We start from the raw sequence: 12,660 nt of genomic DNA, 5'->3' as shown, positions 1-12,660 counted from the left end.
CAGTTCAAGGAGAAATACAATGGCCGTTAAAATCCGTCTCGCCCGTGGTGGTTCCAAGAAGCGCCCCTTCTACCGTATCGTTGCAGCTGACTCGCGCATGCCGCGTGATGGCCGCTTCATCGAGAAGCTGGGCACCTACAACCCGCTGCTGGCGAAAGATTCCGAAGACCGCGTGAAAATGGACATCGAGCGCATCCAGTACTGGATGTCCCACGGCGCGCAGCCGACCGACCGCGTGTCCCGCTTCCTCGAAGCGGCTGGCGTGATCGAGAAGAAAGAGCGCAACAACCCGAAGAAAGCCGTTCCGGGCAAGAAAGCTCAGGACCGTGCAGAAGAGAAGGCCGCCAAGGCCGCCGCAGCGGAAGAAGCTCCCGCCGAGGAATGAGTTCGGTTCGGTTCCCGCCATTTTGCGGGGCCGTGCCCAGCGTGCCCCCGCCCACCGGGGGCAGGCCCTAGCCCCGGCGTCCGCGCGGACCGCCGGGGCTTCTACATTTTGAGAGGTCGTGCAGCCGCATCCCGCGAAGGCAATCGGCGGTTTGTCGACCATCAGCCACGCGCGGGCATCGCCCCTCTGGTGCAGCGGCCTGTGCCGTGGCAGACCTGCGGCCATGTTTCGCCTGATCCGTCTTCCCATTCTGTTCGTCATCGCCTTTGCTGTAGGCGTGTTCTATGAGCGTGGACAACAGCAGGCGCTGTGTGACACATCTGGGGGCCAATGGATGCGGTCCGGATTTTGTTCCGTGAAATGAAAGGCATAACGATGCACGACGGGGATGACATGGACGATCAGATCTGCGTTGGCGCAATTGCCGGGGCCTTTGGGGTGCACGGCGAAGTGCGGCTGAAAAGCTTTACCGCCGACCCGCTGGCCATTGCCGATTACGCGCCACTGAGCGGCGACAACGGCACGAGCTACGATCTGGAAATCTCACGCGAGATCAAGCAGGGCTTTTCCGCCCGACTGACCGGTGTCCGCACCAAGGAACAGGCCGACGCGCTGAAGGGCGTGCGCCTGTATGCGCCGCGCGACCGCCTGCCCTCGCTGCCCGATGACGAATATTACCACGCTGACCTGATCGGTCTGAGCGTCTTTGACACCGGTGGTGTTGAGCTTGGTCAGGTGCGGGCCGTGCTGAACCACGGCGCCTCTGATTTGCTGGAGGTCATCCGCCCCGGTGAATCTCGTACCGTTCTGTTGCCCTTTACGATGGCCTGTGTGCCGACGGTCGACCTGGCAAGCGGGCGTCTGGTGGCCGACCCGCCCGAGGGTCTTTTGGACTGACGTTGATCGTCACGGAATCGCGTGTCGCGATTTCGCCGTCATTTTTGTCGCGTTATTGAATACAATTTTAGAATGCAGGCAGGATTGTGCAATCAACCGTCCAAATTAACCTAATAAACCGGTGAACGCGTCTACTTCCCGCCATTCTTTTCGTACAGTTTTGCCATTAATCGAGTCGCAATTTATGAGAGTGTTATAGTGGATAGGACGTCGCACAGACAGCTGCTCTCCAGCCTGGTTCTGGTCCCTGCACTTGCCGCAGTGGTGATTGCCGTGGGCTATAGCGTGCACCTGCCCACCGCCGTGTTGGCCACATTTGGCGGTGTGGCGGCAGTATTTGCAGCGTTGACCTATCCCAAAGCCAAAAAGCGTCCCCTCCCCCTGACGAAGATGATGCCCCTGCGCGGCATGCCCAGTGACCTGCCTTCGGAAACACGGCAACGCAGCGCAGTCGCGAGTGCCTTGGAAGCAGCGCAAACACTGGAACCCGGTCCGTCCACCCGCGAGCAGGCCGTCGCATGGACCCTGTTGCGCGTGATACAGGCCTGGCAGCCGATGACGCTGTCGGAGGCGACGGAAACCCGCCTTGCCACCCTGTACATGCTGGAGCGCCTCCTGACCTCAACGCCGGGGGAAGCCGGACGGCTGGCGCAGTATTTTCGACGCCCCGACAGCGTCCTGAGCCTGCGCGACGAGATTGATCAAATGGCCCTTATTCGTGCCGAGTGGGACCGCTGCAATCGACTATTCGTTGCGACACAAGGGCTGTGGACGCGCCAGATCAACGATCAGACGACATGGCGGCTGATTGACAGCCTGCAGGCCCTTGGCCCCGCGGACGTGGACCTGTGGCACCATGTGGTTCTGCACCACGATTCGACCGATCCACAGCAACGAGAGGCCGCCTTGTGGTGTTTGCGGCACGCTGCCTGCGACCAGACGACTGTGGCGACCTATCTGGCGCACATCGTCACGGATGGCACGCTGGTGGCCGCCGCACAGCGAGGCGATTCGGCCTACCTCTGCGAGATCCGCACCCTGATCGAACGCTGGAACGCGGGGTATTACCGCGATGGGCTGCTGGAGTTGGACGCCTCGGATGCCTTGAACGCGGCGAGCAGTCGCACGGAAGAGGCCCTGCAACAGGTCGCGTCGCTGACCCGCAGCGACTGGCCGCGTCCGCATGGCGCGTTCCTGCCGCGTCAGGGCCGCCCTGCCCGGATGCGTCCCGGCTGGAATTTGCGTCAGGGGCGCATGGTGGCACCGCCGAAGCGCAAAGATTATTTCGATCCCGCGACTGAGCCCGCCACGCAGATGGACACACCCGTCTGACACACGCATTGGCCGCTTGCCCCCCGGCCATGGCTCGGGCTAAGGCAACGCCATGTCGACGCCCACGAAATCACATGGCCGCAAGACCATCCGCCCGAGCCTTACGCCGCGCGACCTGATGGAACCTGCGCCCGATCTGGCCCGCGCGTGGCGGGCCCAGGTCATCACCCTGTTCCCCGAAGCCTTTCCCGGCATTCTGGGCATGTCCCTGACCGGCAAAGCGCTGAAAGACGGGCTGTGGCAGTTGCAGACCGTGCCGCTGCGCAGCTTTGGCGAGGGCAAGCATCGCAATGTCGATGACACGCCCACCGGCGGCGGTGCCGGGATGGTGTTGCGCCCCGATGTGATGGCCGCCGCGATCGAAACCGCGCGCGCCACGCAGAATCGCGCGGCGCCGCTGATCTATCTCAGCCCGCGCGGGCGCCCGTTTACCCAAGGCATGGCGCGCGATCTGGCACAACGGCCCGGCGCGACGCTGATTTGCGGCCGGTTCGAGGGGCTCGATCAGCGGGTGATCGACCGTTACGACATCACCGAAGTGTCGATGGGCGATTACGTCCTGACGGGCGGTGAGCTGCCTGCACAGGTGTTGCTGGACGCAACGGTGCGCCTGCTGCCCGGCGTTCTGGGCAACGCGGAGTCCACGGAGGAGGAGAGCTTCTCCCACGGTCTTCTGGAACATCCGCAGTACACCCGGCCCAGCGACTGGGCGGGGGAGAAGGTGCCCGACGTGCTGCTGTCCGGCAACCACGGCGAGATCGCCAAGTGGCGGCGCGCACAGGCAGAGGCGCTGACCCGCGACCGCCGCCCCGACCTGTGGGATGCCTTTCAGGCGCGCAAGAATGACTGATCTGCTGATCCGCCCCGCGCGGGTCACGGACATCGGCGTGATCCTGGCGCTGCTCGCCGATGATACGCTGGGCCAGACGCGCGAGCTGGTCGGGGAGACAGTCGATGCGGGATACATCGATGCCTTCAACGCGATCGCGCGGGATGAGAACCAGCACCTGATGGTCGCAGAGGCGGACGGGCGCGTGGTCGGGACGTTCCAGCTGTCCTACCTGCCCGGCCTGTCGCATCAGGGGGCGTGGCGCGCGCAGATCGAGGCGGTGCGCGTGGCCTCTGATCTGAGGGGGCAGGGCCTTGGGCGGCAGATGATGACCTGGGCGATCGAGGCGGCACAGGCGCGCGGTTGCCGCATGGTGCAGCTGACCTCTCACAAGACGCGGCACGATGCGCATCGGTTTTACGAGAGCCTCGGCTTTGCTCGTTCGCACGCGGGATTCAAGCGGGTGCTGTGAGCGTCAGCCCTTGACCTGATCGGCCTTGACCGCGTTGCGTTTGCCCACGGGGCGCGGCTGGCCGGTTGTGGTGTCGGGGCGGACCTGGGCCTCCAGCTCGGCGTTCAGCTCTGCGCCCAGCAGGATCACCCAGGCGGAGATCCACAACCAGAACAGCATCACCACGGCGCCCGCGAGCGAACCGAAGGTTTCCTGATAGCTGCCGAAATTTGCCGCATATAGCGCGAAAAGCGCCGAGCCGATCACCCACAGCACGCTTGCCAATACCGCGCCCGGCAGGGTCCACGACCAGCGCGGCGATCGGCGATCGGGACCATAGCGATAAAGCACCGCAGCCCCCAGAACGGTCATGGCGAACAGCAGCGCCCAGCGGATCAGCCCGACGACCGCTTCGGTGCCGGCTCCCAGGGGGAAAATCGCCAGCAGACTGGGCAGCACCAGCACCGCGCCCAAGCCCGCCACAAGGCCGATCACCAGCATCGCCGTCAGCGCCAGAGTGACCAGTTTGCCTTTGATGAAGCCGCGCTCGTCGGTTTCTTCGTAAACGATATTCAGCCCTTCCACCAAGGTGGAGACCCCCCGTGAGGCCGACCAAAGTGCAAGGCCGATACCGATCAAGGCGGTCAGCCCGAGGCCGCCGCTTTCGGTTCCGGCGACGGAGGCGGCCTGTTCGGTGATGATCTCTGCGGCGCGCTGCGGCAGCAAGGCGGCCACCTGGTCCAACTGAGCGGCAACTTCATCGGGTGCAATGAACAGGCCCCCGATGGCCATGACGGCCGCGATGGCGGGAAAGATCGCCAAAAGGCCGTAGAACGCCACCCCGGCCGCCACCAGCCCGACGTGGTCGCGGTCAATGGCGTCCTTCACCCGAAAGGCGACGGACTTCCAGCCGCTGAACCCCAGACGGGTCGGTCTTTTCGCGGTGTCGCTCATCGTGGCCTCATGTGTTTGGATGCCTGCCTCAGGCACGTTGCAACGTCTTCTAACGTCAACTTGAACCAGACGGCTTTCGTTCCGCGCGCCCTTGTCAGCCGAGTTTGCGCTAAAGCGCTTGGCAGAGGCGGGCGGCTCTGCAACACCTCTGAAATCCAACCCGGAGGGGGGACCCCGATGCGCGCGCCGATCCTTTGCCTGATGCTTGTCCTGCCGTTGCCTGCCATCGCTTGGGAACACACGGTGGAATATCGGTTTTCCGGGGCTGAGTTGTCCACCTTTGCCGTACTGCCCCAAGAGGTCGAGGCCCCTGAGACGCTGGCAGTCACCCTCGCGTCAGAGACGTCCGGCCCGCTGGAATTCCTGGTGGAGGCAGACAATGGGCTGGGCGAGTGTTCCGAGATCCTGGCCTATGCGCAGGGCAACCCTGACGTTACAGTGGTCATCACCATGCATCTGAATGCCCAAACCATGAATGGCGTCACGCTCAGCCGGTGCGCGCAGCACTAGTACCGCGTAACCGCTTGCAAATCACCCACAACTCGTGAAAATTGAGCACCACTCAACGATGTAACTGTGATGTATAGCCAGATCCCATTCAACGCCATTACACGCATGACCGGAGACGGTCTTTGTCTTGCCGAGATCATCACAGATCCCGATGGCAACCCCGTCGATTACCGGTTCCTTCGCATCAATGATCTGTTCGCGGAGTTCACCGGTCTCAAGAATGCCACAGGGCGGACCGCGTTGGAAATGGTGCCCGAGCTGGAACGCAGCTGGATCGACTATTACGCACGTGTCGGATTGGGGCGCGAAACCCTGCGGTTTGAAAACCACTCCCCCGTCATGAAACGCTGGTTCGAGGTTCAGGCCAGCCCGGCAGAGAAACACGGGCAGCTGTATATCATGTTCCGCGACATCACCGCCCGAAAGCTGGCGGATGAGGCTCGGGAACATGCGCTGGAGCAATCGCAGCAGCTGTTTCAGGAACTTGGCCACCGGGTGAAGAACAGCCTTGCCGTGATTTCGTCGATTACAAAGATGGAGGCGCGCTCCGCCGGGCCAGAGGCCAAAGAGGCGTTGGATCGGGTGCGGGCGCGGATCTCTGCGGTGGCACAGCTATATGCGGCGATGCACACGGATCAGACAATCGATGCCATTCAAATGGACGACTATCTGACCTCCATCATCCACGCCTTGCGCAACAGCGTCGAGGACCATGGTCGACTGAGCATCACAACCGAGGTCGAGCCGATCCTTCTGAACAGCCATCAGGCGGTGAACGTGGGTCTTGTGGTCAACGAATTGGTGACCAACTGCGTGAAACACGCCTTTGCCCCCGACCAAAATGGCGAAATCACCGTGGCCCTCAGTGCGGCAGAGGGCACCGCGCGTCTGGATGTGCACGACAATGGCAACGGCGGCGCCAGCCGGGAAGGCTCCGGCCTTGGCCACCGGCTGATCACGGCCTTTATCGGCGACCTTGGCGGGACGCGGGACAGCCGGACACGCCCCGAAGGCGGCAGCACCGTGTCCGTGACCTTTCCCATCAAACGCGACTGAGGGGCCTGCCCTTTCAAAGCCCTTGAAACATGAGGGTTTGGCGCGTAAGAGAGCGCATCCAAAGGCTTCGAGGCGACTCGGGGCCTTTGGATTTAGCGGTCCTGTTTCCTGCGGACCGCGGCAACAAACCAATAGCTGGCCGGCTGAAATCCGATGCGGATCAATCGCTTACCAGACATTTCCGTGGGCAAACCGCGCGTAACATGAAGGAGAGATCAGATGGACCTGATCGCAGAACTCGAAGCGGAGCAAATCGCTGCGCTGGGGAAAGAGATCCCCGACTTCAAAGCTGGCGACACCATTCGCGTCGGCTACAAGGTGACTGAAGGCACGCGCACCCGTGTTCAGAACTACGAGGGTGTCTGCATCTCTCGTAAGCATGGCAAGGGCATCGCGGGCGCATTCACCGTTCGCAAGATTTCCTTCGGTGAAGGTGTGGAGCGCGTTTTCCCGCTGTACTCCACCAACATCGAATCCATCACCGTCGTGCGTCGCGGCCGTGTCCGTCGTGCGAAGATGTACTACCTGCGTTCGCGCCGCGGTAAGTCGGCTCGTATCGTCGAGAACACCAACTACAAAGCCCCCAAGGGCGCAAAAGCGTAAGGACCTGACGAGATGAAAAAGGATCTGCACCCCGCATACCACCTCGTCACCGTCAAAATGACCGACGGGACAGAGTTCCAGACGCGCACCACATGGGGCAAAGAGGGCGACACGCTCGTTCTCGACATCGACCCCACCGCGCACCCGGCATGGACCGGCGGCACGGGCCGTATGCTCGACCAGGGTGGCCGCGTCTCCAAGTTCAAGAAGAAGTACGAAGGCCTCGGCTTCTGATCGAACGACCATTCGATTTGTCGAAATGCCGCTCCTTTGGGGCGGCATTTTGCGTTTGTCCGCTCGTTATGGGGCGATACCTGAATTATCGGGCAACGCGGCGGCCTTCGTGTCCGGGAGTGGCGCACCCTGGATTTCGCGCGCGGGAATAAGCATGGTCACTGCGGTGCCCGCCGTATCGCTGCGCACGCACAACCCGCCGCCCGCCGATTGCAAAAAGCCCGCCACCATCGACAGACCCAGACCGGTGCCCTTGCCCGTCGGCTTGGTGGTAAAGAACGGTTCGGACACGCGGGCGAGAATCTCCGGCGGAATTCCACTGCCGCTGTCGCGCACGCAGATCGCCACGTATTTACCGGGTGCCAAACGCGCTCCGCTGGCCAAGAGACGCTCCTCCCCGACATTTTCGAGCGACAACTTGACCAACAGCGTCCCCTGCCCGCTCATCGCATCCACGGAATTCTTTACCAAGTTCAGCAGCGCGGTCGCAAATTGCCCGTCGTCCACCTCCATCGGCAAGCGGTGGTGCCAACGGTCCACCCGTTTCTCGATCCCCTCGGGCACCATGGTCCGGATCAGCGTCATGGTCTTGACCACCGCCTCGTTGGCATCCATCACCCGCGGCCGCATCGGCGCCTTGCGCGCGTAGACCAACAGGTGATGCACGACCTCCTCTGCCCGTTCCGCCGCCATCTGGGCCTCGTGGATGGCATCCGCGCGATCCTGCGGGTCGTCGAGCAGATGGTACAGTTCCAGATTGCCTTTCACCACGGTCAGCATGTTGTTGAAATCATGCGCCACCCCCCCGGCCAACCGGCCGATGGCGGACATCTTCTGATCCTGCGCCAGCCGCTGCGCCGCCTCTTCCGTCTCCAGCCGAGATTTGCGCGCATAGAGCATCGCCAGCCCCACGTAGACAAACCCCGCGCAGGTGACGAATATGGCTCCGATCCATTCGATCGGCCTGGTGAAATCGTGCAAGTGACTGGCCATAACCACCGTGACCATCACCGCAAAGATCAAGATTTGCGCCCAACTCAGCCACAGGTGCCGGTCACCGCGCCGGATCTGGTACACCATCGTCGAGGCAATGAGCACCGTCCCGATGTAAAGATGGATCGGTTCATGCTGCATGGCGTAGTAGGATGGCAACCACATGAAGCTCACCACGACCACCAGATACAGCACCCCCGCCGTCACCAGATCGTGGGGTTCCGCCTGATCCAGCCGCGACGTGACAAAGCGATAGTGCACCGCATGGGACACCAGGTAGCCAAGACACCACGCCACCGGCAACAGGCTTGCATCGTAGATATACATCATGACAGCGCCGATGCAGATCCCCACAAGGCGCATGATCAGCTCCTGCGGGACGCCATACTCCACTTCATGAAGCAGTTGCATGTCCTGGCGGGCGTCCTGCGGCATCATCGCAAAGCTGTCTCCTGTCGAGTGATGCGGCCCGGCACGGCCGCAATATGGTGAATATCACGCTAAGATCGAAGCCGCGCGCCCCTAAACCTAGTCCAGCATCCAGCGATCTCGCAATGTCGGAAGTTGGTTAATGAGCAGTAACATCCTGAGGGAGAACGGTTTGCGAATGTTCACCTGAAATGCATCAATCGCCTTGGTGCGGCGGCATTCCGTACACCTTGCAAATGCGCCACCCGGTTGCTTTCGCTGGACATCAGCATGGGTCGGTGGCTAATTTTGATCAAATTCAGGCATCAGTCGTCACGGAGTCGCGCCATGAAGGACGAGAACTTTCTCAAGGAACACAACGCCCGCCAGCTTTGGCACCCCATGGCCCACCCAGGCGAGGCACAGGCACATCCGCCGCGCATCATCACCGGGGCCGAAGGCGTCAATATCACCGACATCGACGGCCATAGCGTGGTGGATGCGGTCGGCGGCCTGTGGTGCGTGAACCTTGGCTATTCCAATGACGTGGTCAAGGAAGCCATCGCCAAGCAGCTCTATGATCTGCCGTATTACTCCGCCTTTGCCGGGACAACGAACCCGCCCGCAATCGAGGCCGCCCATGCCGTCCAGGAATTTTTTGCCGACGATGGGATGGAGCGCGTCTTCTTTACCTCCGGCGGGTCAGACAGTGTGGAAACCTGCCTGCGTCTGTCACGACAATACCATCGCCTGCGGGGGGAGCCGACGCGGACCAAGTTCATCTCGTTGAAAAAGGGCTATCACGGCACACATTTCGGCGGCGCGTCGGTCAATGGCAACAATCGGTTCCGCGTAAACTACGAACCGCTGCTGCCCGGCTGTTTCCACCTGCCAGCGCCCTACCCCTACCGCAACCCGTTCAACGAAACCGACCCGGCGCAGCTGGCGCAGCTGATTGCGCAGGCCTTCGAGGACGAGATTGCCTTTCAGGGGGCCAACACCATCGCCGCCCTGATCATGGAGCCGATCCTCGGCGCGGGTGGCGTGCTGGTCCCGGACCAGAGCTTCATGCCCATGATGCGCGAGATCTGCGACCGTCACGGCATCCTGTTGATCTCTGACGAGGTCATCACCGGCTTTGGCCGCTCGGGCGATTGGTCCGGCGCGCGGCATTGGGGGGTGAAACCGGACATGATGAGCACGGCCAAAGGCATCACCTCCGGCTACTTCCCCGTTGGCGCGGCGCTGATGTCCGGCAAAGTGGCGGAGGTGTTCGAGGGCAGCACCGCAGACGGTACGATCAGCCACGGCTACACCTATTCCGCCCATCCCGTGGGCGCCGCCGCCGTCACCGCCTGCCTGTCGGAGACGCTGCGCCTGAACCTGCATGACAACGCGGCCGAACGCGGCACCCAGCTTTACGACGGTCTGCGGCGCTTGTCCGAAAAGCACGGCCTCATCGGGGATGTGCGCGGCGGACACGGGCTCATGAGCGGGCTGGAACTGGTGTCTGACCGCGCCAAGAAAACTCCTCTCGACGCCGCCACCGTCAAACGCATCCACGACGCCACGTACGATGCGGGCGCCATGGTCCGCGCCAGCGGCCACAACATCCTGATGTCGCCCCCGTTGACCATTTCCAAGGCCGAAATCGACACCATCCTGACGGCCCTGGACGCGGGCTTCGCGAAGGCCTGAGCGTTACGCTTCCTTGCTTTCAGAAATACTTCGGGGTTCGGGGCAGAGCCCCATGGGGCTCCTCAGGTGCCCGAATACAAAGGGGCCGTCGCTTGATGCGGCGGCCCCCCTCCCTTTGCATTACGCCAAGATCACTCGGTGAATTTGCGGATCTCGCCTGATTTCAGCCGCGACTGGTAGCTCGACAGCTCCCGCTTCACGACGGGCATCAGGAAATACAGGCCAAAGATGTTCACCACCGCCATGGCAAAGATCGCCGCGTCGGAGAAGTCGATCACCGGGCCAAGGCTCGCCGCCGCGCCGATGACAACGAAGAGGCAGAAGATGATCTTGAACGTCAGCTCCTTGGCCTTGCCTTCGCCGAACAGGAAAGTCCACGCCTTCAGACCGTAGTAAGACCATGAAATCATGGTGGAAAAGGCGAACAGGATCACCGCGATGGCCAGAACCGTCGGGAACCAGCTGAAGGTCGCACCAAAGGCCGCGGCCGTCAGGCTGACACCGGTGTTGCCGTCGACCGTGGCGATGGCTGTGCCCGCCTCGTTCAGCATGTACAGGCCGGTCGCCTCATCCACCATCAACTGCTGCGTGATGATGATGACCAGCGCCGTCATCGTGCAGATCACGACCGTGTCGATGAAGGGCTCCAACAGTGACACGAAACCTTCGGTGATCGGCTCCTTGGTGCGCACGGCAGAGTGGGCGATGGCGGCAGACCCGACGCCCGCCTCGTTGGAGAACGCCGCCCGTTTGAACCCCTGGATCAGCGCCCCGACAAAGCCGCCCGCCACACCCAGACCGGTAAACGCCCCGGCAAAGATCTGGCCAAAGGCCCAGCCAATCATGTTGGCGTTCATGATCAGGATGATCAGTGCTGTGCCCACATAGATCACCGCCATCAGAGGCACGACCTTTTCGGTCACGCTGGCGATGGATTTCAGGCCACCAACGATGACGATGAACACGATCACCGCAAAGATCACGCCCGTGATCCAGCCGGGATACTCGCCCAGCACGCCGGTCAGCGCCTGGTGCGCCTGGTTCGACTGGAACATGTTGCCGCCGCCGAGGCTGCCCAGGATGCAGAAGATCGAGAACATCACCGCAAGGAACTTGCCCCCCGGCAATGAGCGCTCCGCAAAGCCTTTGACCATGTAATACATCGGGCCGCCGGAGACGGTGCCATCAGGGTACTCGTTGCGGTATTTCACCGCGAGCGTGCATTCCGTGAACTTCGACGCCATGCCCATCAGGCCCGCAAGGATCATCCAGAAGGTCGCCCCCGGCCCCCCGATGCCAACGGCCACAGCCACACCCGCGATGTTGCCCAGGCCCACCGTGCCCGAAAGCGCGGTCGCCAGCGCCTGAAAGTGGCTGACCTCGCCCGCGTCGTTGGGGTCGGAGTAGTCACCTTTCACCAGCGCGATGGAATGCGGAAAGGCGCGGAACTGGATGAAGCCGAAGTAGATGGTAAAGATCGTCGCCGCGGCCACCAGCCAGCCCACGATCCAGGGAAAGCTCGTTCCCGGGATGGGGCTGAAGATCCCGTTGACGAACCAGCCGGTCGCCCCGGCAAAGATCTCGTTGACCTTTTGGTCGATGCCGACCGCATCCTGCGCCTGCGCGCCGTGGGCCAGCGCCATGAACGCCATGGCCGCCAGCGCGACCCGTGTGAAAAGTCGTGTCATTGCAATTTCCTTTGGCTTGGCGTCAGGGGACGATCGTGCAGGGCACCGGTGAAATCTGGACCAGTGAGCCCGCGACAGAGCCGAACACCCGGCTGCCGAAACTCGACTGGCCGTCGCGGCCCAGCACCAATTGCGTGGCACCTTCTGTCTTTGCCAGTTTGGAGAGCGTTTCCGCGATGTGGCCATAGCGGATCACTGTTTCGACCTCGATCCCGGCCGCCGCGACCTGCTTTTTGGCGGGGGTGAGAATGGCGCTTTCGGCGCGGGCCATCTCGTCCTTGCGGCGGGCGTGGCGCTCCTCCAACTCGTTGGGGGTGAGGAACGAATAAGGCGACCACTCAAGAACATGGGCAATCAGCACGCTGCCCCCTTGGGCGGCGGCCCGGCCCGTGGCAAATTCCAGCGCACGTTGTGCTGGTTCACTGCCATCGAAGCCGACGATAAATTTGTCGGACATGTTGTGTCACTCCCCTGATTTTTTACTCGTTATTCAATTGTGACAAACTATCGCACACCGAGCAGGCGAATTTACGGAATCCGGCGCATCAGCCTTTAATTTCGCCAAATACGTCATGCCAAACCGTGCATTCGGCGCGTATGTTAGCGGTTTGTTAGGACCGTC

At 62.1% G+C, this 12,660-nt stretch carries 14 protein-coding genes; 10 read left to right on the top strand and 4 right to left on the bottom strand.

What is annotated here, in order from left to right; translation table 11 throughout:
* The first annotated feature begins 19 nt into the window (after positions 1-19).
* From rpsP to J4E08_RS06390, 5 genes are all read left to right on the top strand, one after another.
* Positions 20-385: a 30S ribosomal protein S16 gene (gene rpsP, locus J4E08_RS06410; RefSeq protein WP_183962712.1), complete on the top strand. Its 366-nt coding sequence runs from the start codon at positions 20-22 to the stop codon at positions 383-385.
* A gap of 393 nt (positions 386-778) precedes the next feature.
* Positions 779-1,282 (top strand): ribosome maturation factor RimM, encoded by a 504-nt coding sequence (gene rimM / locus J4E08_RS06405; RefSeq protein ID WP_349537977.1) that lies wholly within the window; start codon positions 779-781, stop codon positions 1,280-1,282.
* 198 nt (positions 1,283-1,480) lie between these two features.
* On the top strand, positions 1,481-2,614 hold the full coding sequence (locus J4E08_RS06400) for a hypothetical protein (RefSeq protein WP_349537767.1): 1,134 nt from the start codon (positions 1,481-1,483) through the stop codon (positions 2,612-2,614).
* A 52-nt stretch (positions 2,615-2,666) separates the two neighbouring features.
* Complete coding sequence (trmD, locus tag J4E08_RS06395; protein ID WP_349537766.1) at positions 2,667-3,464, top strand: tRNA (guanosine(37)-N1)-methyltransferase TrmD; 798 nt, start codon at positions 2,667-2,669, stop codon at positions 3,462-3,464.
* Positions 3,457-3,915, top strand: a complete 459-nt coding sequence (locus J4E08_RS06390; protein ID WP_349537765.1) for a GNAT family N-acetyltransferase — start codon at positions 3,457-3,459, stop codon at positions 3,913-3,915. The genes trmD and J4E08_RS06390 overlap by 8 nt, the downstream gene beginning before the upstream one ends.
* A gap of 3 nt (positions 3,916-3,918) precedes the next feature.
* Here the strand turns inward: J4E08_RS06390 and J4E08_RS06385 are convergent, their stop codons facing one another.
* The gene (locus tag J4E08_RS06385; protein WP_349537764.1) at positions 3,919-4,848 is read right to left on the bottom strand and encodes a YihY/virulence factor BrkB family protein; all 930 of its coding nucleotides are present in this window, start codon (positions 4,846-4,848) and stop codon (positions 3,919-3,921) included.
* Between the two features lie 177 nt (positions 4,849-5,025).
* On the opposite strand from J4E08_RS06385, the gene J4E08_RS06380 reads away from it, so the two are divergent.
* From J4E08_RS06380 to rpmE, 4 genes are all read left to right on the top strand, one after another.
* Positions 5,026-5,358, top strand: coding sequence for a hypothetical protein (locus J4E08_RS06380; RefSeq protein ID WP_349537763.1), 333 nt, complete (start codon positions 5,026-5,028; stop codon positions 5,356-5,358).
* Between the two features lie 69 nt (positions 5,359-5,427).
* The gene (locus J4E08_RS06375; RefSeq protein ID WP_349537762.1) at positions 5,428-6,414 is read left to right on the top strand and encodes a sensor histidine kinase; all 987 of its coding nucleotides are present in this window, start codon (positions 5,428-5,430) and stop codon (positions 6,412-6,414) included.
* A 219-nt stretch (positions 6,415-6,633) separates the two neighbouring features.
* Entirely contained in the window at positions 6,634-7,017 is a 384-nt protein-coding gene (rplS, locus tag J4E08_RS06370) for a 50S ribosomal protein L19 (RefSeq protein ID WP_183962704.1), read from the top strand.
* A 12-nt stretch (positions 7,018-7,029) separates the two neighbouring features.
* Positions 7,030-7,251 (top strand): 50S ribosomal protein L31, encoded by a 222-nt coding sequence (rpmE, locus tag J4E08_RS06365; RefSeq protein WP_183962703.1) that lies wholly within the window; start codon positions 7,030-7,032, stop codon positions 7,249-7,251.
* Positions 7,252-7,317: 66 nt separating this feature from the next.
* On the opposite strand, the gene J4E08_RS06360 is transcribed toward rpmE, so the two are convergent.
* Positions 7,318-8,682 carry a sensor histidine kinase gene (locus tag J4E08_RS06360; protein ID WP_349537761.1) on the bottom strand — a complete coding sequence of 455 codons (1,365 nt, stop codon included), beginning with the start codon at positions 8,680-8,682 and terminating at the stop codon, positions 7,318-7,320.
* A 318-nt stretch (positions 8,683-9,000) separates the two neighbouring features.
* On the opposite strand from J4E08_RS06360, the gene J4E08_RS06355 reads away from it, so the two are divergent.
* Positions 9,001-10,350 (top strand): aminotransferase class III-fold pyridoxal phosphate-dependent enzyme, encoded by a 1,350-nt coding sequence (locus tag J4E08_RS06355; RefSeq protein WP_349537760.1) that lies wholly within the window; start codon positions 9,001-9,003, stop codon positions 10,348-10,350.
* Between the two features lie 131 nt (positions 10,351-10,481).
* Here J4E08_RS06355 and J4E08_RS06350 read toward each other — a convergent pair whose 3' ends face one another.
* Together J4E08_RS06350 and J4E08_RS06345 are read right to left on the bottom strand one after the other, a co-directional pair.
* Positions 10,482-12,038 (bottom strand): alanine/glycine:cation symporter family protein, encoded by a 1,557-nt coding sequence (locus tag J4E08_RS06350; protein ID WP_502949246.1) that lies wholly within the window; start codon positions 12,036-12,038, stop codon positions 10,482-10,484.
* A gap of 22 nt (positions 12,039-12,060) precedes the next feature.
* Positions 12,061-12,495 carry a universal stress protein gene (locus J4E08_RS06345; RefSeq protein WP_183962699.1) on the bottom strand — a complete coding sequence of 145 codons (435 nt, stop codon included), beginning with the start codon at positions 12,493-12,495 and terminating at the stop codon, positions 12,061-12,063.
* Positions 12,496-12,660 lie beyond the last annotated feature (165 nt).

The organism is Sagittula sp. NFXS13, from assembly GCF_040148795.1.
Lineage (GTDB): Bacteria > Pseudomonadota > Alphaproteobacteria > Rhodobacterales > Rhodobacteraceae > Sagittula > Sagittula marina.
Note: the sequence above shows the minus strand (reverse complement) of the source record. Positions and strands in the feature narration are given on the sequence as shown.